The organism is Nodularia spumigena CCY9414, from assembly GCF_000340565.2.
In the GTDB taxonomy this organism is placed as follows: Bacteria; Cyanobacteriota; Cyanobacteriia; order Cyanobacteriales; family Nostocaceae; genus Nodularia; species Nodularia spumigena.
Genome location: NZ_CP007203.1, coordinates 5,139,300 through 5,165,939 on the forward strand (window position 1 = coordinate 5,139,300; position 26,640 = coordinate 5,165,939).

A 26,640-nucleotide genomic window follows, 5' to 3' on the forward strand; every position below is an offset into this window, starting at 1 on the left:
TCTTACAAACATGATTACAAATAATACTCGTTTTTATCCTTTATCTCACGGACAGCAAGCCCTTTGGTTTTTACACCAAAACGACCCGGAGAATACAGCATATAATCTATTTATGACACTCCGTTTAAGTTCAGAACTAGATATAAAGTCTCTCCAGCGAACTTGGCAGAAAATTTACGATCGCCATCCCATTCTCCGCACCACTTACACCACCCATCAAGGTCAACCAGTTCAGCAAATCCACCCAAACCAAGCAGTTAAAATCCCAGTTATAGATGCAACAAAATGGAGTGAGGAGGAACTGAAGGCAGAAATCTTGATTGAGGTTGATCGTCCCTTTGATTTAGAACAAGGTCCCATCCAAAGATTAATACTATTTACCCGCACACCAACAGAAAATATTTTTGTAATAGCCATGCACCACATCGCATCTGATATGTGGTCTTATGATGTCATGCTTTCAGAGATGTTAGTGTTATATGAAAACGAGACAGAACATACTCTACCAGAAAGTTTACCCTACACAGATTTTGTGCATTGGCAATCAGAAATGCTGTCTAGTTCCGAAGGGGAAAAGTGGTGGAAATATTGGCAGCAGAAATTAAATGGCAAACCAACAATTTTAAATTTGCCTTTAGATAAACCCCGTCCTCCAGTACCAACTTATAACGGAATTTCTCATACATTTAAAATTAATGAACAACTAACAACTGATTTAAAATCTTTAGCTGCCAAAGAAGGTGTTACCCCATTTACAATTTTACTTTCTGCCTTCCAAGTATTTCTACATCGCTACTCTGGACAAAAAGAAATTCTCATTGGTGTTCCTTTAGCTGGTCGGACTGGAAAGCAGTTTAAACAAACTGTTGGTTACTGTGCTAACCCAGTAGTTTTACAGGCAGATTTGATCAATAATTATGTATTTAAAGAACTGCTGATCTATAACCGTCGTCAATTATTTACGGCTTTAAAACATCAATATTATCCTTTTACTCTATTAGTAAAAAATCTAGAAATTCCCCGTGATTCTAGTTACTTTCCTTTGTTTCAGGTGTCTTTCACTTCCCAGAAACACCGTTGGTATGAGCCGGACGATAAAAAATTATATTTAGAAAAGGGAAAAAAGCTGCACATAGAACCATACTTCATTGGACAAAGAGGAGCAGCGTTTGATTTAGATTTAGTATTGATTGAAACAGGCGAAACTCTGGAGTTATGTTGGCAATATAACACCGATTTATTTACAGATGCTACCATCCAACGAATGATGGCTAATTTTCAAGTTTTATTAGCAGGGATAATTGCCAATCCAGAACAGCATATTTCTCAATTGCCCATCCTCACAGATGTAGAACAAAATCAAATATTAAAAGAGTGGAATCAGACTCAAAGAGATTATCCCCAAGATAAATGTATTCATCATTTATTTGAGGAACAGGTAAAACAGAATCCTGATGCTGTTGCGCTAATTTATGAAGATGAAAAACTCACCTATCAAGAATTAAATAAAAAAGCCAATCAACTCTCGCATTATTTACAACATTTAGGGGTAAAACCAGAAACTTTAGTCGGGATTTGTGTAGAGCGATCACTCGAACTCATTATTAGTATACTAGCAGTCCTCAAAGCTGGTGGCGCTTATGTCCCACTTGATCCCGCCTATCCCCAAGAAAGATTAAACTTCATTCTGCAAGATGCCCAACTACCCATTATCCTCACACAGCAACACTTCATCACCAAACTATTACCTACATCTGCAAAAATCATCTGTACAGATATAGATATTCATTCCCAACCTAGTGATAACCCCTCCAGTTCGGTTAAATCTGATAACTTAGCTTATGTGATTTATACCTCCGGTTCTACGGGTAAACCAAAAGGGGTTATGGTTGCTCATCGGGGCTTATGTAATTTAGCCACAGCACAAATTAAACTATTTGAAGTCAGACCAGATAGCTCCGTCCTCCAGTTTGCATCTATCAGTTTTGACGCTTCCATTTCCGAAATAGTCATGGCTATTTGTGCCGGTGCAAAGTTATGTTTAGCAACAAGGGACTCACTGCAACCTGGACAACCTCTACAGAAACTATTGCAAATACAAAATATTAGCCATGTCACCCTAGTACCATCAGCCCTAGCAGCTTTGTCACCCCAAGACCTGCCTAACCTAAAAAATCTTATCGTTGCTGGTGAACCATGTCCAGGAGATTTAGCCGCTTCTTGGGCTGTGGGACGGCAGTTTTTTAACGCCTATGGACCAACAGAAGCCACAGTGTGCGCTACCGTCTTATTGTATCAACCAGGAATGAAAATTTCTATTGGTCAGGCGATCGCTCACACTCAAATTTATATTCTTGATCACTATCTTCAACCCGTCCCCATCGGTGTACCAGGAGAACTGCACATTGCTGGAGTAGGATTAGCGCGGGGATACCTCAATCAGCCTGATTTAACTGCCCAAAAATTTATTCCCAATCCTTTTAGTAATGACACTAACTCTCGTCTCTACAAAACCGGTGATTTAGGGCGCTACTTACCAGATGGTAACATCGAATTTCTAGGTCGCATTGACAATCAAGTGAAAATTCGTGGTTTTCGGATAGAGTTAGAAGAAATTGAAACCACCATTGTCCAACATCCGCAAATACAACAAGCGATCGCCATTGTTAGGGAAGATATACCGGGTACTAAACGCCTCGTTGCTTATATTGTCCCCCATCAACAACATTCTCTCAATAGCAATGAAATATGGGAATACCTAAAACACAAGTTACCAGAGTATATGATCCCGGCGATCTTCGTGTTTTTAGACTCCCTACCCCTCACCCCCAATGGCAAAATAGATCGAAAATCCCTTCCTATTCCCTCAACAGTCCATCAATCAGACAACTTTACTGCACCACGCAATCCCATAGAAACAGCCTTAGTAGAAATTTGGCAGCAAGTTTTACGGGTAGAAAAAATTGGTATTCACGATAACTTCTTTGCCCTTGGTGGAGACTCGATTATTAGTATTCAAATCATCGATCAGTCTCATCAACAAGGCATACAAATAACCAGTAAACAGTTATTTCAATACCAAACCATAGCCCAACTAGCCAACATAGTTACTATCAACAAAACCATCTCACCCCTACAAAGTTTAGTCACAGGAGAAATACCCCTAACTCCCAGCCAGCATTGGTTTTTTGAACAAAACTCTCCCCAACCCCATTATTTTAATCAAACAATGATGCTAGAAGTATCAGCAGATACTCAACCAGCATTATTAGAACAGGCAATTAAAACCCTTCTAATCCATCATGATGCCCTAAGAATGCGGTTTATCAAACATGAATCGGGATGGCAACAAATTAATTCTGATCAATATGAACCTGTACCTTTTCAAGTGTTTGACTTCTCAGCCTTACCAGCCACAGAACAAACCCAGTCTATAGAAACCATCGCCCAAGAGTTGCAATCCAGCTTAAATTTAACCACAGGTCCAGTCATTCGAGTAGCACTGTTTCAGCTAGGGACTGAGAAAAATGGCAGACTATTACTAATTTGCCAACATCTAGTTACAGATGCCATCTCACTCAAGATTCTCCTAGCAGATTTAGTCACAGCCTACAAACAACTGCAAAGAGAAGAAACTATCCAACTACCACCCAAAACCACATCTTTTAAAGATTGGGCTATTCGTCAACAAAAATACGGTCAGTCCCAGACTCTCGAACAAGAATTAAAGCATTGGTTAGCCCAGTACAGTGCGGATATTTCACCCTTACCCTTAGATTATCCCCTCAAACCAGGACTAAATCTGGAAGGTAGCACTCAAGCTGTAGGAGTTTCCTTAACACCAGCAGAAACCCATAATCTTTTACAAGCAGTACCACAAGCTTACAGCACCACAACTGAGGAAATCTTTCTCACAGCTTTAGTTCAGACTATCACCAGTTGGACAGGTTCTCATTCTCTATTTATTGATTTGGAGGGACACAGACAACCAGAACTCTTTGCAAATGTAGATTTATCCCGTACCGTGGGCTGGTTTACTATCATCTATCCGGCGCTGCTGCAATTAAATAATACTGATGATTGCGGAGTAGCTATAAAAACAATCAAGGAACAAATACGACAAATTCCCCATCATGGGATAGGTTTTAGTAACCTCCGTTACTATAGCCAAAATCCAGATATCCGCCAAAAACTGCAATCATTACCCAAACCACAAATATCTTTTTACCATTGGGGAACATTTGAGCAAATCCAGGCAGAGTCCATTTTACTGGGACTAGCTCCAGAGAATGTCGGCTATATGTTTAGTCCCCAAGCAGAACGCAGCTATTTACTAAATGTAGTCAGTGCAGTAGTTGAAAACCAATTACAAATTAGTTGGCTGTACAGTGGGGATATTCATCAGCAAAGAACCATTGAAAGTTTAGCTCACAACTACATAACCTATTTAAGAAAATTAATTCAGCACTGCCAATCACCAGAAGCAGGAGGATATACACCTGCGGATTTCCCTGATGCTGATTTGAGTCAAGACGAACTTGACAATTTATTATCTGAGCTTGAATAATTTACTCATTTCCTGGTATTAATATTATGGCAGCCAAGCAGCCAGGTATTAAGATTGAATATTTTACTAAAAATTAACAAAAAATTAATCTCACAGGTAGCTGATTTATGTTGAAGTTTTCAATGGAATTTAACTACTCCGTTCCGTCATCCAATATCTTAAGTGTTGGCACATTGGGACCTAGTGGAACGAGCAGCGAAGAAGCCTTAAATTATATTAAAAAGCAAATCCAACCCAAGGATATAGAAATCACAGTTAAGCTATTTGATGAATTTTTAGCTTTACGAGAAGCATTACGAAACAATGAAGTAGATTTAGCCCTAGTTCCCCATGCTTACGATAAGATTAACGAGTTTTATATGGAACCTAACTTTGATTTAGGTTTTATATTTGTCTATCCAACTCCTGTTTATGGATTAGCTAAGAAAAAAGATCAAGAAGTCAAATTTATTGGTAGTAAGATTGTCACTCATCCTGCACCATTACCCTTACTATCACAACTTTTACCGACTGGATATAATCAACAAGAAATTACCGTAGAATTAGCCAACTCTACCAGTGCGGCTGCTCAACAAGTACATCAAGGTTTAGCTGACTTAGCTATCACCAATGACAAAGCACGGCAATCCTATGATTTAGAATTTGTGGCAATTTATGGGACAATACCCATGAGTTGGTCTATTTTTTATAAAAAACCTATTTAGTTCATGTCTAAATTTTTTCCCCAACATCAAAACATCAAAGTTAGTGATGTAGATTTAGCGGCTTTTCAGTGCCAAGACATTGTTTTTCAATTTGCCTACATTGCTCCGGGTGCTAGATTTGCACTACATCAACATCCAGAAAGTCAAATGGGAATGGTAATTTCTGGTAATTTGGAAATGAATGTTAATGGTAAAAAAGAATTTTTGCAACCATTACAACAAGTCTATACTGCTGGAGCTAATGTTCCTCATGGTTCAATTAATTATTCTGGGGAATCTATCTTTTGTTTCGATGTCAAACGACTCACTAATTTATCGGGTCAGGAAGCGGATTTTTTTGACCTCAAACCCGACAAGGATGAAGTTACCAATTTACCTATTCAGTTAGCAGTGGGTTCTTGGTTTAAAACTATGATCTTGCAAATTCCCCCTGGTGAAAAAATCCCCACTCAGCAATCTGATAGTGAAGAAATAGGCATTATTCTGAATGGTCAAATGGTGATTAATGTAGGAGGAGAACAACAACTAGTCAAAAAAAGTGAAATTTATTATGCTCCTGTTAATGTAACTCATTCAGGTTACAATTCAACATCGGAACCAGTCACATTAATTAAAATTTTGCTACCACACCATCCTTAAACTGCTGCATAGAGGCTTATTTCATGGATTTAGGATTAAAAGGAAAAGTTGCTTTAGTGACAGGAGCGAGTGCTGGTATAGGTCTAGCTGTAGCTCAAACACTAGCACAGGAAGGATGTAAATTAGTTATTTGTGGACGTGGATTAGAAAAAATTCAACAAACTGAAAGATTACTAATTCAAGAAAATGCCAATTTAGAAATATTGAGTTTAGTAGCTGATGTTCACAAAGCTGAGGATTCCCAAAATTTAGTAAATGCCGCTTTAAATAAATTTGGAAAAATTGATATTTTAATCAATAATTCTGAAGGTGCGTCCTTTGCTAGTGATGCAGTAGAAACATTATCTGATGATGATTGGCGGCTGGTATTTGAAGCTAAATTAATGGGTTATATCCGCATGACTAATTTAGTTTTACCAGGGATGAAAAATCAAAATTGGGGGAGGATTATTAATATTGTGGGGACATCGGGAAAAGAACCTTCACCAAGGTTAATTAAATCAGGTGTGGCTAATGCGGCTTTAATGAATTTCACAAAATCAGTTTCTAGTCAAACTGCCAAATTTAACGTTTTGATGACTACAGTTAATCCTGGTTTAATTGACACACCTAGACATCGCCAGTATTTAGAAATTGCTGCACAGGAGGAAAATCAATCAGTTGATGTAATTAAATCTCGCATTGCTGGTAAAATTCCTGTTGGTCGTTTGGGTTCATCTGATGAAGTAGCCAATTTAGTAGTATTCTTAGCTTCAGAATGTGCTAGTTACATTACTGGGGTGACAATTTCTATAGATGGAGGATTATCTGTTTCTGCTTTTTAATAAAGGCTCTATGGCTTCCTTTAAATGATATATTTGCTGATGAGTAGTAAATTTAGTGTCTGTACATAATCCATAAGTCAACAGGTTGGGTAAGGGTCAATGGTAGTTGCACAAAAGGCGAGTAACAAAAATATTGAAGCTATTTATCCCTTGTCACCAATGCAGCAGGGGATGTTGTTTCATAGTTTATATAATCCTGAATCCAAGGCTTATTTATCACAAATTTCCATTAGTTTAAAAGGTAATTTAGATATATTAGCTTTTGAGCAAGCTTGGCGCAAGGTAATAGAACGGCATCCAGCTTTGCGGACTGTGTTTGTGTGGAAAAACCGCAAACAACCTTTACAAGTAGTACAAAAACAAGTTAATGTTCCTTGGGTAAATTTAGATTGGCGATCTTTATCTTCTGAAGAAAAAAAGAGTCAATTAGATAGTTTTCGTCAATCTGACCGTGAGAAATATTTTGCACTGGATAAAGCTCCTTTATTGCGATTTACTCTGATCAGAATGACTGATGAGAGTTATGATTTTATTTTTAGTGTGCATCATATTCTGGCTGATGGTTGGAGTTTATCGGTATTAGAACAGGAGGTTTGGCTGTTTTATCAGGCGATATGTAAGGGTGAAGAGTTGAATTTAGTAACTCCTCGTCCTTATCGAGATTATATTGCTTGGTTGCAACAGCAAGATTTAGGAGAAGCTGAGAAATATTGGCGAAAAACTTTACAAGGGTTTAGTTCACCTACACCTCTAGTTGTGGATAAGGTGAAAGGAAAAAATGAAAATCCCAGTAAAACTTATGATCATCAATATTTTTCTCTATCTAAAGAAGCAACAGCAACTATCAGGAATTTTGCTCAAACAAATTATTTAACGGTTTTCACTTTAGTACAAGCTGCTTGGGGAATATTATTAAGTCGTTATAGTGGGGAGTCTGATGTAGTTTTTGGTGCAACTGTGGCGGGTCGTCCTGCGACTTTATCGGGTGTACAATCAATGGTAGGGTTGTTTGTGAATACTTTACCTGTGCGATCGCAACTTCCCCACACAGAAATATTACCCTGGTTAAAACAGCTACAAGAAAAGCAACTTGAACGGGAAGAATACGCATATAGTCCACTGGTAGAAATTCAAGCCTGGAGCGATTTGCAGCCTGGTGAATCTCTATTTGAAAGTTTTGTGGTGTTTGAAAATTTACCAGTTTATAAAGAACTGTCAGGAATTGATGATTTACAAATTGGTTCAACGAGAGATACTGGAAACGCTGATTATCCTTTGACCTTGATGGTGATTCCTGAAGAGGAATTGCAGCTAACATTGATTTATGCCAGCGATCGCTTTTCTGAAGATACCATCAAGAGAATAGCCGGTCATCTGCAAACTATTTTACTGGGAATTACGGCTAATCCTCATGGTTTACCCGGAGAGTTACCACTGTTAACTTCGGAAGAAGAGAGATTAATACTCAGAGATTGGAATCAAACGGAAGCAGAAAATCCTCTGTCAGCGAGTCTACATGAATTAGTTATTAAACAAGCAGAAAAAACACCTGATGCTGTAGCTTTGGTATTTAATCAACAACAATTAACTTATCAGGAATTGAGCGATCGCGCAAATCAATTAGCTCATTATTTGCAAAAATTAGGAGTAGGTGCAGATGTACCTGTAGGTTTGTGTTTAGAGAGAGGTTTAGAAGTAGCGATCGCTATTTTAGCAATTCTCAAAGCTGGTGGCGTTTGTGTACCTCTTGATCCTAGCTATCCCCCAGAAAGGTTAGAGTTAATTTTACAAGATACTCAAGTCCCTGTTCTGATTACTCAAACAAATTTACAAGCTTTATTAAAATGTGATTTTCCTCATCATCGGTTGATTTTAGAACAGGAATGGACAGAAATTAGTTTAGAATCAAAAACTAACCCAACTACTCAAATTACATCAGAAAACTTAGCCTATATAGTTTATAGTTCCGGTTCTACAGGTAAACCCAAAGGAATTGCAGTTCCTCATTATTCCATTACAAATTTAATTGAACATCACTTAGCAAAAATGGCTTGTGGTGTAGGTGTTTTACAATTTGCACCGTTGAGTTTTGATGTCAGTTATCACGAAATAGCCGCCGCTTGGGGTACTGGTGGAACTCTCTACATGATTCCTGAAGAAACCCGTTTAGATTTAGATAAGTTAGTGCAATTATGGGCAAATCATCCTATTCAAAAAGTCATTCTTCCTGTGAGTTTATTACAACAATTAGCGGAAGTTTATGGACAACAACCAGAACTTTTACAAAATTTACGAGAAATTTGTGCGGCCGGTGAACAATTACAAATTACTCAACCAATGATAGAGTTATTTAAACAGTTGCCAAATTGTCGTTTGTATAATTTCTATGGACCAACAGAAGCAGATTTAGTCACAGCTTACGCATTTGACCAAAATCCAGAAAAATGGCCAATTTATGCACCAATTGGTCAAGCGGCTGTCAATGTCAAAGTTTATATTTTGGACAAGAATTTGCAACCTGTACCCGTAGGAATTGTAGGAGAATTATACGTTAGTGGTTATGGTTTAGCCAGAGGATATTTTAACCGTTCAGAGTTAACAAATGAGAAATTTATCTCTAATCCTTTTGGTCAATTTCCCTATCATCGTCTGTACAAAACTGGAGATTTAGTCAGATATTTACCAGATGGAAATATTGAGTTTTTAGGACGAATAGATGATGTGGTAAAAATTCGCGGTTATCGGGTTGATTTAGGTGAATTAGAAGCAATTTTAAGTAAACATCCTCAAATTAGCCAAGCAGTTACCACTACTCATGGAGAAAATGCTAAAGAAAAATTTCTAGCGGCGTATTTTATTCCTGTAGTTGGACAAACGGTTACTGCTTCAGAGTTGAGAAAATTCTTAGCTGCACAATTGCCAGATTATATGATTCCTTCCGCATTTGTACAAATGGAATCTTTTCCTTTGAGTCCCAATGGCAAAGTTAACCGCAAAGTTTTACCAATTCCTAATCATGACAGACCAGAGTTAAATCAAAACTACATCGCACCACAAAATCCAACCCAGGAATTATTAGCAGAAATTTGGTCAGAAGTGTTAGGAATAGAACGTATAGGAATAGATGATAATTTCTTTTATTTAGGAGGACATTCGCTCAAAGCCATACAATTAATTGGTCAGATTCATAAAACTTACGAATTAGATATTACTGTCCGTCATTTGTTTAATTATCCCACTATCGGAGAATTAGCAACTGTACTGGGAGAATTAGTAGGTGGAGAACAAATTATTGATGAAATTTCGAGAACTATCCAAGAAATTTCTCAACTTTCACCGGAACAAGTGCAAGCAATGTTAGCACAACAGTAAATTAATATCTCAGGAGATAAAAAAATGAAAATTGCTTTTTTTAGTTATCCATTTGGTTATGCTGAACCTCCCAAGATTGGTTCATTAGCCATAATTGCTTATCAATTAGGACTGCGTTTAGCTGCTGCTAATAATGAAGTTCTATTCTATGGTTCTAAAGTTCCCCACTCCCTGGAGTTAGAATACTCTGAGGATGGTATTACTTATCGGGGAATACCTGAATTTTGCCCAGATAAAATCATATCTACTATTTTAGAAAAATTGGATGAATGGAAAATTTCTCATTCTCTACGTCCTTTCTGTCATTCTATTCTCTATTATTTCGGGTTTTACTGGCAAGTTGCTAGGAATTTAAAAGCTAAAAAATGTGAAATTGTACATATTATTGCTGTTTCACAAACTGTTAGTTTAGTGCGCTTTTTTAATCCTCAAGCCAAAATTGTTTTACACGCACAGACTGAGTGGTTAAGCTATTACGATCAGGCAATGATGGAAAAGCAAGTTAATCAAGCTGATCTAGTAATTGGGTGTAGCAATTATGTAACTGATAGAATTCGTATTGATCAAGGTAAATATTTATCACAATTAAAAAATATAATTTCTCCCACTGCTGCTAATTCCGTATCTTTTTTGGGAGCAGTTAATTACCAAGATTTAATTAAATATTATCAAGAAACAGATATTTTTATATTTCCATCTGTGTGGAATGAACCATTTGGAATGCCAATTGTAGAAGCTATGTCTGTGGAGTTACCCGTGATTGCAACTGATGGGGGTGCTTTCCCAGAATTAGTAGATGAAGGAAAAACCGGTTTGTTGGTTGAAAGGGGTAATTCTCATGCTTTAGCGGAGGCGATTTTGTGTTTATTGAAAGATGAAAATCTCTGTCAAGAAATGGGTAAAGCCGGTAGACAAAAAGTTGTAGAAAATTTTACTTGGGAGCGCATTAGTGAAAAACTTTTTAAGTTATATCAAGATTTATAGCCGCTTTCTAGAAGTAGAAAATAATGTATCCTTTACAAGGAAAAGCAATGAAAAATGACCTTTTTGATTTAACGGGTAAAGTAGCTATTATTACAGGTGCAGCTAGGGGAATTGGCAAAGCGATCGCCCAAGGATTAGCCGATGCAGGTGTAAAAGTAGTAGTTGCCGATATTAAACAGGCTGAAGCAGAAGCAACAGTGGAAATCATTCAAGATGCTGGTGGAGAAGCCGTAGCATTTCATACTGATGTAACTAAGCGTGGAGATTGCCAAAATTTAATTCAACAAACTGTTAATTATTACAACCGTTTAGATATTTTGGTTTGTAATGCGGGAATTGATATTCTCAAACCTTTAATTGCTTTAGAAGAAGATGAATGGGATGCAATTATTAATGTTGATTTGAAGGGGTATTTTAATTGTGTTCAGTTAGCAGCTAAACAAATGATTGCACAAGGTACAGGTGGTTCAATTATTATGAACTCCTCCATAGCAGGTGTGATTGGGATTGCTGATTCTGCGGCTTATACTGCGGCTAAAGGGGGTGTAAATCAGTTAGTTAAATCCCTTGCTGTAGAATGGGCAAATTATAACATTCGTGTGAATGCTTTTGCCCCTGGATATATCAATAATATTATGGAAGGAACAGAACAATTCCGTTTACCTTCAGAACAAGATCAAGAACATTTAAAAAGAGTTATTCCCATGAAAAGAAGAGGTGAACCACAAGAATTAGTTGGTCCAGTAATTTTCCTAGCTTCTGAAGCTGCGGCCTATGTTACAGGTACAATTTTAATGGTAGATGGTGGTTACAGTGCGATTTAATTAACTGTAGGGAATAGGACAATTTTCAATACTGCTCGGTTAAGGAAAAAAAAGGGGGTAAGATAGAGGAAAATATTCACGTTTTGATCACGAGAACTCAGAGCGAACGATAAATCAAGATTTTTGGCAATTATTGCGTAAGTCCTGAATAAATTAGAAACTCACTTAATTTTATCAGGGCGAGTAGGATTATGCTCAGAAAAAGATATATAGGACTCCTATTTGATTATTGAACAAGACCCAGTACATACTGAAACCCTTCTTTCGGTGTTCCCTGTTCCCTGCCTCTACGAAAGATTCATAAATCAAACCGAATTCCTATAGAAATGATTCTTAACTTAAAAGAGGAAAGGAGAATGATTATTACTATTATTAAAAACCTAGAAAACTAAAAAATTTTTACTGTTACCTGTCTCCTGGGTTTTTAGTATAACATAAAAAATACAATAAACCCGAAATATAAAGGAGCTAAAAAAATAGATAAGAATATTCAGGAAAATGAAGCTAGGTTTAGAGCAATTTCCCAAGCCATTCCTGTGCCATTAATTATTTCACGCTTATCTGACGGGTTAATTTTATATGCTAATCCAGAATTGCTCCAAACATTTGGTTGTTTGTCAGAGGATTTAGCTAATCGTTCAGTTTCAGATTTATACTATGATCCGACTCAGAGAAAAGCAATTTTAGCAGCGCTTATCCAACATGACTCAGTGCAAAATTATGAACTTTTACTTAAGAGAGCCGACGGAAGTTATTTCTGGGCGATCGCATCACTTCAATATTTAAATTTTAATGGTGAATCGGCAATATTAGCTGTGTTCTCCGACATTACAGAACGCAAGCAAGCTGAACTAGCTTTTAAAGCTCAGGCTGAACGTGAACAATTGATGCGAACTGTAGCTCAACGAATTCGACAATCTTTAAATCTACAAGAGATTCTGAATACGACAGTTGAAGAAGTGCGGAATTTACTCAGGGTTGATCGAGTTGTAGTTTATCAGTTCGCCCCAGATATGAGCGGTACTATTGTCGCCGAATCTGTGGGACAAGGATGGACAGTGGCGTTAGGGGTAAAAATTGAAGATACCTGTTTTCAGACGGGTGGAGGTGTAGAGTATCACCAAGGACGCAAGCGGGCGATCGCTAATATTTACGAAGCTGGATTGACTGATTGTCATCTTCACTTATTAGAACAGTTTGAAGTTCAAGCTAATTTAGTTGTGCCGATTCTGCTCAAAATAGATGAAGAAAATACTGGCTCATGTTTGTGGGGTTTGTTGGTGGCGCACCAATGCTCTAGTCAGCGCAATTGGGAAGATCATCAATTGGATTTGCTGGATCAACTGACAGTGCAAATTGCGATCGCTATTCAACAATCAAGCATATTTCAACAAGCTCAGAATGAATTGGCTGAGAGACAAAAAGCCGAAATGAACTTAAGAGCTGCATTAGTAGAAAAAGAAGTTCTATTAAAAGAAGTTCATCATCGCGTCAAAAATAACTTACAAATTGTATCAAGTCTCTTACAACTCCAGTCTCAAACCCTCAAAGATCCAGAAATCAGCCGAGTCTTCCAAGATAGCCAAAACCGCATTGACTCCATTTCTCTGATTCACAAGAACTTATACATTTCACCCAATATCGGTAAACTGGATGTTGTTGACTATGTACAAAATCTAGTCACCAGTATCCTAATTTCTTATCAAATAGAACCAGGGAAGATTTCCCTAGAAACTAATATAGATGCAGTAAATTTGGATATTGATCAAGCTATCGGCTGTGGGCTGGTGATCAATGAATTATTATCAAATTCTCTCAAACACGCTTTTCCTGGTCAAAAAAAAGGTAAAATTACTATTGAGTTACGTAATATTGATAACGACATTGAGATGCTTATTCAAGATAATGGCGTTGGGTTACCAGATAACTTAGATTGGAGTAGTACTGATTCTTTAGGCCTCTCATTAGTTTATGACTTGGTGACAGAACAACTAGAAGGCAGCATTAATGTAGAACGTGATCATGGCACAGTATTTAAAATCCAATTTCCCAATTTAACATTGCATCAATAAATTTCTAATGGATAAAGTGAGAATTTTAGTCGTTGAAGATGAAGTGATTGTAGCCAGAACCATTGCCAATCAACTTAATCAGTTAGGGTACACGGTTACAGGTAAAGCGTCTTCGGGAGAGGTGGCGATCGCCAAAGCATTAGAAACTAAGCCACAACTGGTTTTAATGGATATTATCCTCAAAGGTAATATGGATGGGATTACAGCTGCTGCTAGTATTCGTGAGCAGTTAGATATTCCCGTAATTTTCCTCACAGCTTATGGTGACGACAAGACTTTACAACGTGCAAAACTCACTCAACCCTTTGGATATGTAGTTAAACCATTTACTTCTAAAGATTTAAGAATAGCTGTTGAAATCGGTTTATTAAAACACCAACTAGAACAGGATCTGCGAGAGAATCGAGATAAATTAGCCACGCTTTTAAACTCAATGAGCGATGCTGTAATTGCTACCAATGAGCAAGCAAAAGTAACATTCATGAATCCTGCGGCTGAATTGCTGACTGGCTGGAAACAAGCAGATGCTCAGGGAAAAGACATAACAATAATTTTTAATATTGTCGATGAAATTACAGAAGCTGCACTAGAAAACCCAGTCCTAAAAGTCCTCAGAGATCAAAAAGTTGTTTATTTAGGGGAATTCACATCTCTGATTACCAAAGATGGCAAAAAAGTTCCCATTGGGGATAGTGCTTCACCCATAATGCGACGACCTAATCAGATAGATGGTGTCGTGGTTGTTTTCTGGGATCTCAGTGAACGTCGTCAAACAGAATTTCTAGAGCGAGCCTTGAATCAAGAGCGCGAACTCAATCATCTTAAATCCCTATTTATATCTACAGTTTCTCATGATTTTCGTAATCCCCTGACTGTCATCCAAACAGCAGTAGAACTCATAGAAATCCAAGGAGATAGTTTAACAGCAACCAAAAAAACCACCTACTTAAAACGAATAAAAGGTGCTGTCGAATCCATGAAACAATTAATGGAAGATGTCTTGTTCATGGGGAGGTCAGATGTAGGAAAAGTTGAATGCCATCCTGATATAATAAACTTGGAGCAACTCTGTAGAGAAGTGATTGCAGAATTTTCTCTTGTTACCAATGGTGGACATGAAATTATATTTACCTGTCATAGTAAATGCACAGATGCTTTGATAGATGAAAAACTCTTAAATTACATATTGATTAATTTACTTTCTAACGCCGTTAAGTATTCTCCTCAAAATCAAAATATTCATGTAGATTTAAACTGTGATTACAGAGAACAAATTGTAATCTTGCGGGTTCAAGACCAAGGAATTGGCATTCCTGAAGTAGATCAAAAGCGACTGTTTGAATCATTTTATCGCGCTTCCAATGTGCAATCAATTCAGGGTACAGGACTAGGGTTATTGATTGTTAAAAGGTGCGTTGAAGCTCACCAAGGTGAAATCAGTTTTACCAGTCAAGTTGGTGTTGGGACAACATTCACAGTAATTTTGCCCCTCAATTATTCTGTTGCACACCATCCACAACAGGCTTAACTTCTCTCCCAGAAAATGGATCTGTACCACCAGTCCAGTTAAAGTCACTAATGCGGATGCTGAAACCGCCTAATTCCAATACTGGGTTATAACGCAAACTGATTCCATAGGTACGGCGGCTATATTCTAAAATATAATCGGTGCTAGTTTCTTTACCAGTGTCCAAGTTAACTGCTGTTTGAAAGCCTAAACGAAATGGCCCATAAATTTGCTGTGAGATTCCAGCACCTAGCACTTTATTATCAACGGAACGGTCAAACAAAAAGGGTGATAAACCGCTATTTAAACCTTGAGAATAAGTGACATTAAAGGCGGTATAGTCTAAATAGGGGCGAGAAAAATTACCAAATTGCCCTAGTAAGCCGACTGTACCAGTGAGGGTACTTTGATTTTCGTTATTAGTGTAATAACTGCTTGTACCTGTGACACTGGCAATTGTCTGTACGTAAGGAACTACAGGGTTTGCTGTGTATTTTAATCCCTCTGTGGGGGTAGGTGGTAATGGTTTACCCTGCCATAGTAAAAAGCCCTTACTGAGGCTAGCACTTCCTTGTAAGCGACCGAGAGCAATTCGATCATTTGTGCGGTTTGCTTCTAATAAGTCTAGGCGGTCAGTATTGGCATTGATATATTGTACACCTGCCTGATAGTTGAGGTTAATGCCAGTATTGCCTAAAGTAATCACAGGAGAGCTAATGAGACCACCAATACTACTCTGGACAGTTTGAAAACCGAGAGTACCGTTATACAAGCGATCGCGATAGCTATATTCTAAATTTAATATGTGGGGATTGCGATCGCCTAATTCCTGGCGCATTCGCAAACTCCCCCGCAAATTGTCTTCTACTTTGTTTAAGTCAAGACTGGTTAATTCTCCAGAACCTTCAATTTTTGCCCGTGGGTTTAAAACTGCATTGTAATTCGTTTTCACACCAAATAAGCCGGCTAAATCATCTGTGCCTTCTTGTAAGGCTCTTTGCACAAATAATTGGGGCGTGATTCTCCAACGAGTCTCCTCGGTATCGACTGGTGTGAAACTTCGCTCCACAAAAAAACCACCCCGTTTATCCCCATCAAAGCCGGGGGAAACGATAAATGGTGAAGCCTCCCGTTCAAAACGGTCAATGGTCTGTCGATCTACGGGAATTGGTAAGGATACTTTTTGGTCAAAGACTAAACGCTGTCCCCGTGTAGTGATGGTTTCTACTAAAGGGGACTCCCGTTTGGAAGTCACTTGAGAGGCTCGTAACTCTAATTCTGGGGGTGAAAACGGGTCGTTAGTAATCCGCACATCCGAACCTTGCCAGCCTCTTGGATAAAACTCAATGCGTTTAGCTTCAAACCGCAATCGCCTAACTTTACCCCCTGTTTCTAGTTGGGGTAAATTACTCGCTTGTGTACCACCTAATGTAAAGTTAATACCGCCTAATGTAAAGTTAATACCACCGGGGCTGCTGATTCCAGAAAGAGGCTGATTTCTTCTGACAGCATCGCTCAGGGGAGGCTGAATTGCACTTGGTGTAACATCGGTGGATGAAAAAGCTAAATCTCTTTGGGCTGAGGGTACGAAGATTTCCCCACTGGCGTTTTCGATTTCTCCGTTGTCTTGGATGAAATTATAGTTAAAGCGTTCTCCCCGCAATACTTGATCCCCTCGTGTTAAGGCCACATTACCTGAACCCACAGCAATTAAATTATCTAAATTTACTTGCAGGCGATCGGCATCCACCACAGAACCATCAAATCGCACCACTACATTACCTTCCGCCGTGATAATTCGCCGTTGTTCATCATACTCCTGCCGATCAGAGATCACTTCTATCGTCCTCTGTCTCGCTGGCGGCGTAGGTGTAGGCTGTTGAGCTTGTGGGGTAGGTGATTTGAATTCTATAGTTGAGGGCGTAGAGGTTTCGTTGCTACGGTTACGAGATTTAAACTCTAGAGTATTTTGTACTGGTTGAGAACTCGGTACATAATTGGGTTGATCAACAGAAATATTGATACTATCGGGAAATTGTTGTACAGGAATATTGCTTTCCGGCTCTTGTGGAGTTGCTTTTTCTGCTGCGACTTGCGCCTTGGGTGTAGTGGTGGGCGCATCAAACTGCTGTCCGGAATAACCAACTGTTTGGGATTTACCCAAATTTGCAGCACTCTTAGAGGCCGTAAAAGGAGAAAATTCTGGCGGGAAGGTTTTTGGTGTATTCGGTGTGGCTAGAGTTTGAGCAGATAAGTTATCCCTAGTGGAGTTGATGGGTGTTGACAAACCCAAAGCAGGTTCAGCATCTCCCACATTTGATATCTGTGGAATTCTTTGTAGTGGCGGGGATTTTTTTTTGTCGCCTTGAGTATCAGTCTGATTGGTGACAACTGAGGGAAACTGAGAATCCCTAGCATAGAGACTAGAATTTGCCGATGGTACTGGTTCGACAATGGAAAGCGTTGCTGGTGGCGGAATTGGATGAAGCATATCAGGGCAAATCAAGCTAACAAATAGCCAATTGATAGCCGGAAGGATGAATTACACCTTTCGCCTTCCGACATTTGCTTTTTGCCTAAATATAGCAAGCTGCCAAGAGAAGGAGATTTGGTGTTTTCCGTCTTCCGGCAGTTGTGGATAATTTATCGTAATCCTATTCTGAGTCCCGCCGTCCGGGGTTACGAGCTGGATCGTTTGACAAAAATCCGAAGACGAAGATAGCCACGAAGGTAGCAACAACAATATAAACAGCGATTTTTAAAGTCACCATAGAAATATCTCCAAAGGGTGTGAGAAAAAACTTGCTCTTTAAGTATCTGCTATACAGAAAATATAGCTACTTTATATTACCGAAATCTCGTCCCTTTTTGAGATGAATCTTGTCAATGCCCCTCAGATGTTTTTTGCTCGTTACTCTAGAGACGTTTACTCTCAACGGAAGTTTCCCGTTTTCAGACAGGGCTATTTTTGCTCTCCACAGTCTGCCATCTTTCCTCGCCCAACCGCAACCCAGACCATTGCCCATCAATCAGACAGTTACTACGCTGATGCTACCAAATCCTTGCTCCCTCGGCTTTTGATGACTCGTACAGGCGCACCTACGGCCACAGAGTAAGGGGGAATATCTTTATTGACAACTGATCCTGCGCCAATCACACTGCCTTTACCGATAGTAACACCATCTAACACTGTTACCCCATGCCCTAGCCAACAGTCATCTTCAATCACGATTCCCTTACGAGTCACTCCTTGGTGTCTTATGGGTTTTGTTGTATCTGTAAATTTGTGGCTATTGGCATATATTCCTGAATGGGCTGCTATCATACAATGCTTACCAATTCTGATGTTTCCCGGCCCAGCAATACAGACATCAGGAGCAATAAAAGTTTCATCATCAATGGATATGCAAGTGTCATCCAAACACCCAATATCAACGTAGCGCTCAATGGCTACTCCATTGCCTAAATAAATTTTATTATTTGGGTGTCCTTGGCCATCCATGCGGACACCTTTAAAAATATGTACCCCATTCCCCATCTCAATGGCAGAAGCTCCCAAAAATTCCACGCCGTTTTGAATATAAATTTGTCTACCCATCCGAGAAAAAATCTGAGGATATACCAGATTTCGCAGTTTAGAACCAAGGGCAATTGTGGGAATATCTCCTAACAACGTAGTGATTAATAATTCTTGTAATCGCTGCCATTTTGACGCATATCGTTTGTTATTCATGATTAAATATCTCTGCTATTGAGTGTTCTTGAAACAACTATTGAAGGCTTATGGAAAATGTATCCTGTGTTCTGGTAGTAGCACTTATACTGATATTATTAACTTCATGAATTTGATGTTCAGGTATACAAAACATTTCCCTAATTATTAGTTAGTCTCCTAAGCAAATAGAAACCTATTTCCTGAATTTGACTAATTTAGGAATTATCCCACCCAAATCTTGACAGATTGATTAGCATGGGAAACAGTGACTCGATTTTCCGGCACAATAAGGCTTTGGAGCATTCAAACTTTTTCCCTATTTTTTTGTATCAGTTAAGTAAAAATTATGCTATTTACTAGACTGATTACTACAGGAATACGCAGTGATTTACAGCGCCAAGCATCAACGTATTAAATTAGGTAATTGGTTGTTGTCAAATATGCCAATTGTACTTTTTTGGCGAATTTGAATCGATATATATACTACTGTTATCTAATTTTTCGCCTTGAAACGGCTTTCTGTCAACAACCAACTTCAACAAGCTTGTTTCAACGCAATTACATTTTTACTGGTGTACTAGGTGATCTCAAATTTGGTAAATAAATTTACCCACACATTCAAATGTAATTCACCTTGAATTTTTATTAGTGTTCTTACACAAGCCCATCAAACTTAGGGTGGAGTATCACCGACTTCAGCCATCACATTAAAATTCAGCATCGGTGCAAACAAATAAGCGCTTCCACGATTGCGATGACGACTTTCTTGCAACGAATTTCTAGAGTATGCTGCGCTAATCATGTTGCAGACCGATGAGTTATAGGCAACCAGATCACAATTATAATTACATTAATGATTTTTTGTGATATTTGTTCTTAATATTAACACGTTTTTTTAGATTGAACCACTCTTAATAAATAAGTTCTTGCCAATTTGACGGAACCATGTTTCTTCAGAATTAAAACAACATTAGACTTTACGTAAAAATTACTAATAACTATTTTTATACCTAGATAAAAAACACCTTTTTTAAGTTAATATATTGCACGTTCTCACATTTACTATATATATTGCAAGAAGTAATCACGGCACATTTATAGGACTTACGCACAAATTACGGAATAACGAACCACACCAGACGCAGAGGACACAGAGGAATAAGGGTTTGAGAGGGTTTTTGCGTAAGTCCTGATTTAAAAAAAAATGTATTTGAAATAATGTCAATAAATTACAACTGGGGTTAGCTATTTTACCCCAGACATAACTGATATAGTAAGTTTTCTTTTAGGTACGGCTTTTAATTGACTATACTATCAAGCAACGATACTGCGGTTAAATACAATTGCCAAAAAATGTTAAATTAGTGACAGCAATTTCCTCAAATACTGGACAATTAGGTGCATTAGCAGCAACAATATTTTATTTCATGCTTTAGACCTATATATCCGGATGCTATGCAAATTAATATGACTTTATATCACAAAACAAGACTCACATAATTTAGGGAAAAGAAGGTTTGAATTAACGAAATTGTGCAACCAGCTTTCACTGCGGTCTATGTGAGTATTACATTTCAAAACCAAATACAGCTGATACTTCAAAAAAGCTATGATTGGGAAGATTTAGATGCCTTGAGTATTTGACAGGGATATATGGTGGTTGTTGACACTCTTTGCCAAACGTAAGTATATCTCCAAAAACTCTTGAATATAGATATAATTGATATTTATTTATTTAATTTTTCTTCGTCCAGCGATCGCCTGTAACCAACTCACTTCTTTCCTCATGCTTTTGATTTGAGAGACTAGAAGCGGATAAATACTGTTATAATTTATCTGTTTGAGTAAATTTTGTAGCAAATAATACAAATATTCAAAATGATTGTTAAATTTTAATATCCTAAATTTTAATATACTAAGTACATATTGGAGGGTAATCCATAGACTTAGAAGTGCCCTTAGTGTAAACTTTATCAGCGATGGAAAGAATAACTCTCAATGCTGAACAAAGTCATCGCCATTTTACAGACACCGTAAACAGAATTGGCCACATTGGATAGAGACAGTAATACATACGTAAACAATAGCCAATATTAAACCTGGAGTTTTACCAACCTATGCAGCCAATTCGCACATTTAACGTTTCCCCTTCCTTACCATCTCGACTTGAACCCTTGCGACAACTAGCATATAACTTGCACTGGGATTGGAACGTTGAGAGCAAAGATTTATTTCGTCGTTTAGACACCGATTTATGGGAGTCTAGCCGCCACAACCCGGTCTTAATGCTGGGTACAATCAGTCAAGAGCGGCTGTTGGAAGTTGTGGAAGATGAAGGCTTTCTAGCACAAATGGATCGGGCGGCTCGCCAGTTAGAAGAATACTTACACGAACGCACCTGGTATCAGAAACAACGCAGCCAAAAGCCAAAAGAATGCTACGCCTATTTTTCGGCTGAATTCGGACTTGTAGATTGTTTACCTGTCTATTCAGGTGGTTTGGGTGTTTTAGCGGGGGATCACCTCAAATCTGCTAGCGACTTGGGTTTACCTCTGGTTGGTGTGGGGTTATTGTATCAACAAGGGTACTTTGCTCAATACCTGAATGCAGATGGTTGGCAGCAAGAACGCTACCCCATGAACGATTTCTATAATATGCCCTTGCATCTAGAGCGTAATCCTGATGGTTCAGAATTGCGGATTGCGGTAGATTACCCAGGACGCAAAGTTTACGCCAGAGTATGGCGCGTACAGGTGGGAATGGTGCCACTTTATATGCTGGATACCAACATTGAACCCAATAACCCTTACGACCACGACATCACAGATCAACTGTATGGTGGCGACATCGATATGCGAATCCACCAGGAAATTATGCTGGGGATCGGTGGTGTCCAGATGTTGAAAGCACTGGGTTATGATGTCACGGCTTACCACATGAATGAAGGCCATGCGGCATTCTCGGCTTTAGAGCGCATCCGCATCTTAATTCAAGAAGCAGGATTGAGTTATAAGCAAGCCAAACAGGTGGTAGCTTCTAGCAATATCTTCACTACCCACACCCCAGTCCCCGCCGGGATAGACTTGTTCGCTCCCGATAAAATTTCCTATTACCTGGGTTACTATGCAGAAATCTTTGGCTTGCCTAAAGAGCAATTTTTAGGACTGGGGCGAGAAAATACAGGTGATTTATCTGCTCCTTTCAGTATGGCAGTTTTGGCCTTGAAGATGGCGACATTTTCTAATGGTGTGGCACAGTTACACGGTGTGGTATCACGCCAGATGTTCCAGGGTTTGTGGAAAAAGGTTCCAGTGGAAGAAGTACCAATTGCCGCAATTACCAATGGTGTTCATGCTCGCAGTTGTGTGGCTAAATCAACTCAAGAGTTGTACGATCGCTACTTAGGACCAAACTGGTCATCAGCAGCTCCAGACAGTCCATTATGGGATCGGATGGATGCGATCCCCGATGAGGAATTGTGGCGCAATCACGAACGCTGTCGCTTAGACATGGTTGTATATGTTAGAGAACATTTGGTTAAGCATTTGCGCGATCGCGGTGCTTCAGCCTCGGAAATTGACCAAGCCCAAGAAGTTCTCGATCCCAACGTTTTAACCATTGGCTTTGCTCGACGTTTTGCTACCTACAAACGCGCTACCCTCTGGATGCGTGATTTGAATAGAATTAAGCAGATTTTGCTGAGTAACAAAGATCGCAAAGTGCAGTTTGTGATTGCTGGTAAGGCTCACCCCAAAGATATCCCAGGGAAAGAACTAATCCGCGACATCAATCACTTTATCCGTGAACAACACTTGGAAAAACAAGTCGTGTTTGTGCCTAATTACGATATTCACATTGCTCGGTTAATGGTAGCTGGCTGTGATGTCTGGTTAAATACACCACGTCGTCCACGGGAAGCTTCCGGTACTAGCGGGATGAAAGCCGCAATGAATGGACTGCTGAATTTAAGTGTTCTTGATGGTTGGTGGGATGAAGCTGATTATGTCCGCACTGGTTGGTCAATTGGACATGGTGAGAATTACGATGATCCTAATTACCAGGATGAGGTAGAAGCCAACGCTCTGTATGAGTTGTTAGAGAAGGAAGTTGTGCCTCTATTCTACGAGCATCAGGATGTTGATGGTTTACCCCGGTCGTGGATTGCCAAAATGAAGGATGCAATTCGCTTGAATTGTCCTTTCTTTAATACAGCCCGGATGGTAGGAGAATATGCTCAACGGGCTTATTTTCCAGCAAGCGATCGCTTTACAATTCTGACTGCTGATAATTACGCCCCAGCGAAGGAATTAGCTAGTTGGAAAGCCAAACTCAGCGAACAGTGGTTTAACATCAAAATCAAAGATATTGATGTATCCACAGGTGCGGATATTGAGGTGAACCAAACCGTCGCTGTCAAAGCCAAGGTTGATTTAGCCACTTTGACTAATGATGATGTCCGGGTGGAATTATACCAAGGTACGATTGATGCCAATGGTGACATTACGAATGCTGTGCCTGTAGTCATGGATTACCAAGGACAAGATCCAGAAAACTTGAGTATTTACACGGGTAATATTACCTATACTGCTTCTGGTTTGCAGGGCTTGTCTTTGCGGGTTTTACCGCAGCACCAACACTTAGCTAGTCCCTATGAGCCAAGATTGATTGCTTGGGCGGAATAGCGAAGAAGCAGGGGAGCAGGGAGCAGGGTGCAAGGGGGAATAAGAAATTATTTTCAACTTCCGGTTACTTAACAACCATTCTTCTTCTCCCCTGCCCCCTGCCCCCTGCTCCCGTTCCTCTTCTCCCCACTCCCCATTTTTCCAGGGATGACTATATAGCCTGTGGTGCGATCGCCTAACACTAAATTACGTTGTTCTGCCCAATACCACCAGTGGGCTGCTACATAGGCACAAATTAAGCTATCTAGTTTGTCTTCGGCTGCTTTGAGTGCTGCGCCTGTGGTGGGGATTTCGGAAAACGAACGACAGAGGCGCAGAGTACACAGAGAAGGTGTTAGGGTGGGGAGAATATTGAGAATATAATTTTGTAGTTTAATTAATTCTAAGCGACGCTCATTGATGCGTCCTTTTTTATATTTAAGAATGCGTTCTAATTTGAATAAGTTAACTATGGCTGGATGGGGAAAAACTTCTATTTGATATCTGCCAAGTTTTTGGGGATCAATTGTGGGTGCATGATCAAATCCACGCGATTCTAGTTCTAAACCAAAGTTGACTGTGCGTTCTGCAAAGGGTAATTTTTGATTAGCTGGATAGCAGCCGGCGTGATATTTACCAAAGTATTTGTGAGTGAGTTTATCGGGGAGACGACTCCCGATAGCGTTGGGGATCAAGGTAGGTGCGTCTACACCAATTATGGCTGGTTCGTTTGGTTCTACAGTTTTATCTATCCAAGCAAGAATATCTGCAATCAATTCTATGCGATCTAAATCTATTATTTGCAGTTCTCCTGCTATTAATTCTAAACAGCATAAGCCGCTTGGTTGAGATTTCCAGCCTAAATCAATACCGATAAATTTCATTTTTGGAGATTATTTATGTGTGTGCTTATTATTTATGGCATTTTTTCTTAATTTTCTCAGCAATCAGCTCTAATGTGACACATCGTCCGTAGACTGATAGTCCGTAGAGATTCACAATCGGTACATGAATGAGTCGAAACAAAAGATTCTGTGTGCTTTGGGTTCTCTAGTGAGGAAATGCAGAACAGAACAGGGGATTTCACAAGAAGAGTTAGGACTACGTGCTAACTTAGACCGGACATACATATCCGGCGTGGAACGTGGAGTCAGAAACCCTTCCCTGACTGCTCTGGTAAGTCTTGCTAATGGCTTAGGGATTAGTGTTTCTATTCTTCTCGAAAATCTAGAAATAGAAGCAGATAAAATATAGTGAACAACAAACAAAATTTCGGAGAAACAATTCGGCATCAGTTGAATAAAGCCCCAACCCAATTGAAAGTCTTTAATTTGTTATCAGATCAAAAATGGCATTGTCGTGGACATGAAACAAAAGAAATTGGATCTGATCAGTATGCAGGTGGGGGTGGTATTCAAGGATTACAACGTGGAAATAAACAGCGACCTGGACTTGTTATTGAAACTGAAAGTAAATATTGTGAAATTTGCGGCAAGAAAACAAAGTGGGATCTTAATCAATCTGCTCAATAATACTAGCTTTAACTAAGTTTTGGGAATTAATTGTAATATCCTTTAAATAAGGAATAAGTGCATAACCAATACACTCGGCTAAACGTGGTGGGACTGCATTACCAATTTGCCACATAGCTTTTTTCATAGTTCCTTCAAAAATAAATGAATCAGGAAAGGTTTGCAATCTTGCCATTTCTCGTGCTGAAATTACCCGATTTAAATATGGGTGAATATGAGTACCACCATGATTTTCTTTTACAGTCATACTTGGTTTACCAGTATATTGCCGTTTGAACGCATCTACAAATTTTTTATATAAGGAACCACCAGGGGGAACTTGAGCCAGACGTTCCATATATTCTGGTGAATGTTTAGTCCACTCATGGTTAATTTCCGGTATGGGAGTGTATTCTGGTAAGTCAGAAATTGCTGACTCAATAGGTTTGTATTCTTCAATGGTTAATTGAGATTTAGGATAAGGGTTTGGCATTCCAAATCTATTAGCAATAAAAATAGCTCTTGGTCGAATCTGCGGTACTCCATAAGCAGCAGATTCCAGAATTGCTACAGAAATATGAGGATAACCAATAGACTTAAAAGCTTCAATAATTGCTGTTTTCACACTGCCTTTTTGAATTGTCAAAATCCCTGGGACATTTTCCATCACTACATACCAAGGGCGGATTTCTGAAACAACACGCACAAATTCATAAAATAACCGATTGCGAGGATCTTTGGGGTCACGTTTTCCGGCTACTGAAAATCCTTGACATGGTGGACCACCAACCACAACATTTACTTCAGGTGAGCCAATCTGTTGCAGCCAATCTTGGGCAGAAAATTGTTCAATATCTCCACAAAAGTGATGACATTGGGGGAAATTTTTTTTGTGAGTAGCAGAAGCAATTGGGCTAATTTCTACACTAGCTAATGGTGTAAATCCAGCTTGGGATAACCCTTGTGTGATTCCCCCCGCACCACAAAATAGATCGACAAAAGTATATTTAGATAATAAACCTGGTGGAGAACTAATATCAACAAATGTCTTATATTGATCAGAATTATCTTTATCTAGTTCGCGTTGAATACGCTGATAACGTCCTAACTTTGGCTGCTTTTGCTTTTTGATAGGATTACGCTCATCCTCATGAGGAAAAAGGTCAAGTTGTGTTCCTTGCATTGGATGTTTGATATTAACGTCTGGCTAAGTGTGACATATTGTCTACAATATATCAAGCATACCTCATCGTCCAAAGG

General features: G+C 39.0%; 17 protein-coding genes and 1 pseudogene. 12 read left to right on the plus strand and 6 right to left on the minus strand.

What is annotated here, in order from left to right; all coding sequences use genetic code 11:
• Positions 1-10 precede the first annotated feature (10 nt).
• The 9 genes and pseudogenes from NSP_RS22225 (at position 11) to NSP_RS22265 (ending at position 15,514) form a co-directional block, all read left to right on the plus strand.
• The gene (locus NSP_RS22225) at positions 11-4,567 is read left to right on the plus strand and encodes a non-ribosomal peptide synthetase (RefSeq protein ID WP_006198515.1); all 4,557 of its coding nucleotides are present in this window, start codon (positions 11-13) and stop codon (positions 4,565-4,567) included.
• A 107-nt stretch (positions 4,568-4,674) separates the two neighbouring features.
• A complete protein-coding gene (locus NSP_RS22230) occupies positions 4,675-5,271 on the plus strand; it encodes a LysR family transcriptional regulator (RefSeq protein ID WP_173403317.1) in 597 nt (198 codons plus the stop codon).
• Positions 5,272-5,274: 3 nt separating this feature from the next.
• Complete coding sequence (locus NSP_RS22235) at positions 5,275-5,910, plus strand: cupin domain-containing protein (protein WP_006198517.1); 636 nt, start codon at positions 5,275-5,277, stop codon at positions 5,908-5,910.
• Between the two features lie 23 nt (positions 5,911-5,933).
• Positions 5,934-6,734, plus strand: coding sequence for an SDR family oxidoreductase (locus NSP_RS22240; protein ID WP_006198518.1), 801 nt, complete (start codon positions 5,934-5,936; stop codon positions 6,732-6,734).
• 99 nt (positions 6,735-6,833) lie between these two features.
• A complete protein-coding gene (locus tag NSP_RS22245) occupies positions 6,834-10,106 on the plus strand; it encodes a non-ribosomal peptide synthetase (RefSeq protein WP_006198520.1) in 3,273 nt (1,090 codons plus the stop codon).
• 24 nt (positions 10,107-10,130) lie between these two features.
• A complete protein-coding gene (locus NSP_RS22250) occupies positions 10,131-11,090 on the plus strand; it encodes a glycosyltransferase family 4 protein (protein ID WP_017804432.1) in 960 nt (319 codons plus the stop codon).
• A gap of 47 nt (positions 11,091-11,137) precedes the next feature.
• Entirely contained in the window at positions 11,138-11,914 is a 777-nt protein-coding gene (locus NSP_RS22255) for an SDR family NAD(P)-dependent oxidoreductase (RefSeq protein WP_042203226.1), read from the plus strand.
• A 470-nt stretch (positions 11,915-12,384) separates the two neighbouring features.
• Positions 12,385-13,986 (plus strand): annotated as a pseudogene (locus NSP_RS22260) (sensor histidine kinase); the annotation flags it as partial.
• A gap of 7 nt (positions 13,987-13,993) precedes the next feature.
• Positions 13,994-15,514, plus strand: coding sequence for a hybrid sensor histidine kinase/response regulator (locus NSP_RS22265; RefSeq protein WP_006197767.1), 1,521 nt, complete (start codon positions 13,994-13,996; stop codon positions 15,512-15,514).
• Here the strand turns inward: NSP_RS22265 and NSP_RS22270 are convergent.
• From NSP_RS22270 to NSP_RS27295, 4 genes are all read right to left on the minus strand, one after another.
• A complete protein-coding gene (locus tag NSP_RS22270) occupies positions 15,477-17,984 on the minus strand; it encodes a DUF3769 domain-containing protein (protein WP_006197768.1) in 2,508 nt (835 codons plus the stop codon). The genes NSP_RS22265 and NSP_RS22270 overlap by 38 nt on opposite strands.
• A 163-nt stretch (positions 17,985-18,147) precedes the next feature.
• Entirely contained in the window at positions 18,148-18,264 is a 117-nt protein-coding gene (locus NSP_RS24610) for a photosystem II reaction center protein I (protein WP_071839357.1), read from the minus strand.
• A gap of 269 nt (positions 18,265-18,533) precedes the next feature.
• A complete protein-coding gene (locus NSP_RS22280; RefSeq protein ID WP_006197770.1) occupies positions 18,534-19,226 on the minus strand; it encodes an acyltransferase in 693 nt (230 codons plus the stop codon).
• Positions 19,227-19,881: 655 nt separating this feature from the next.
• Positions 19,882-20,010: a hypothetical protein gene (locus NSP_RS27295; RefSeq protein WP_017804434.1), complete on the minus strand. Its 129-nt coding sequence runs from the start codon at positions 20,008-20,010 to the stop codon at positions 19,882-19,884.
• Positions 20,011-21,325: 1,315 nt separating this feature from the next.
• Between NSP_RS27295 and glgP the strand changes: the two genes are divergently transcribed.
• On the plus strand, positions 21,326-23,890 hold the full coding sequence (gene glgP / locus NSP_RS22285; protein WP_006197772.1) for an alpha-glucan family phosphorylase: 2,565 nt from the start codon (positions 21,326-21,328) through the stop codon (positions 23,888-23,890).
• Between the two features lie 68 nt (positions 23,891-23,958).
• On the opposite strand, the gene NSP_RS22290 is transcribed toward glgP, so the two are convergent.
• The gene (locus tag NSP_RS22290; protein ID WP_017804435.1) at positions 23,959-24,753 is read right to left on the minus strand and encodes a DUF429 domain-containing protein; all 795 of its coding nucleotides are present in this window, start codon (positions 24,751-24,753) and stop codon (positions 23,959-23,961) included.
• Between the two features lie 124 nt (positions 24,754-24,877).
• On the opposite strand from NSP_RS22290, the gene NSP_RS22295 reads away from it, so the two are divergent.
• Together NSP_RS22295 and NSP_RS22300 are read left to right on the plus strand one after the other, a co-directional pair.
• The gene (locus tag NSP_RS22295; RefSeq protein ID WP_006197774.1) at positions 24,878-25,123 is read left to right on the plus strand and encodes a helix-turn-helix domain-containing protein; all 246 of its coding nucleotides are present in this window, start codon (positions 24,878-24,880) and stop codon (positions 25,121-25,123) included.
• The gene (locus NSP_RS22300; protein WP_006197775.1) at positions 25,123-25,401 is read left to right on the plus strand and encodes a hypothetical protein; all 279 of its coding nucleotides are present in this window, start codon (positions 25,123-25,125) and stop codon (positions 25,399-25,401) included. Before NSP_RS22295 ends, NSP_RS22300 begins: the two co-directional genes overlap by 1 nt.
• On the opposite strand, the gene NSP_RS22305 is transcribed toward NSP_RS22300, so the two are convergent.
• On the minus strand, positions 25,382-26,563 hold the full coding sequence (locus NSP_RS22305; RefSeq protein ID WP_006197776.1) for a DNA cytosine methyltransferase: 1,182 nt from the start codon (positions 26,561-26,563) through the stop codon (positions 25,382-25,384). The genes NSP_RS22300 and NSP_RS22305 overlap by 20 nt on opposite strands.
• Between the last annotated feature and the right edge of the window lie 77 nt (positions 26,564-26,640).

Bases quoted from the DNA above. Each gene is read 5' to 3' on its own strand.
- NSP_RS22245 (WP_006198520.1), top strand. From the start codon at position 6,834: ATGGTAGTTGCACAAAAGGCGAGTAACAAAAATATTGAAGCTATTTAT.
- glgP (WP_006197772.1), top strand. From the start codon at position 21,326: ATGCAGCCAATTCGCACATTTAACGTTTCCCCTTCCTTACCATCTCGA.
- NSP_RS22225 (WP_006198515.1), top strand. From the start codon at position 11: ATGATTACAAATAATACTCGTTTTTATCCTTTATCTCACGGACAGCAA.
- NSP_RS27295 (WP_017804434.1), bottom strand. From the start codon at position 20,010: ATGATTAGCGCAGCATACTCTAGAAATTCGTTGCAAGAAAGTCGTCAT.
- NSP_RS22270 (WP_006197768.1), bottom strand. From the start codon at position 17,984: ATGCTTCATCCAATTCCGCCACCAGCAACGCTTTCCATTGTCGAACCA.
- NSP_RS22295 (WP_006197774.1), top strand. From the start codon at position 24,878: ATGAATGAGTCGAAACAAAAGATTCTGTGTGCTTTGGGTTCTCTAGTG.
- NSP_RS22280 (WP_006197770.1), bottom strand. From the start codon at position 19,226: ATGAATAACAAACGATATGCGTCAAAATGGCAGCGATTACAAGAATTA.
- NSP_RS22250 (WP_017804432.1), top strand. From the start codon at position 10,131: ATGAAAATTGCTTTTTTTAGTTATCCATTTGGTTATGCTGAACCTCCC.
- NSP_RS22255 (WP_042203226.1), top strand. From the start codon at position 11,138: ATGAAAAATGACCTTTTTGATTTAACGGGTAAAGTAGCTATTATTACA.
- NSP_RS22235 (WP_006198517.1), top strand. From the start codon at position 5,275: ATGTCTAAATTTTTTCCCCAACATCAAAACATCAAAGTTAGTGATGTA.
- NSP_RS22240 (WP_006198518.1), top strand. From the start codon at position 5,934: ATGGATTTAGGATTAAAAGGAAAAGTTGCTTTAGTGACAGGAGCGAGT.
- NSP_RS24610 (WP_071839357.1), bottom strand. From the start codon at position 18,264: ATGGTGACTTTAAAAATCGCTGTTTATATTGTTGTTGCTACCTTCGTG.
- NSP_RS22230 (WP_173403317.1), top strand. From the start codon at position 4,675: ATGTTGAAGTTTTCAATGGAATTTAACTACTCCGTTCCGTCATCCAAT.
- NSP_RS22265 (WP_006197767.1), top strand. From the start codon at position 13,994: ATGGATAAAGTGAGAATTTTAGTCGTTGAAGATGAAGTGATTGTAGCC.
- NSP_RS22305 (WP_006197776.1), bottom strand. From the start codon at position 26,563: ATGCAAGGAACACAACTTGACCTTTTTCCTCATGAGGATGAGCGTAAT.
- NSP_RS22290 (WP_017804435.1), bottom strand. From the start codon at position 24,753: ATGAAATTTATCGGTATTGATTTAGGCTGGAAATCTCAACCAAGCGGC.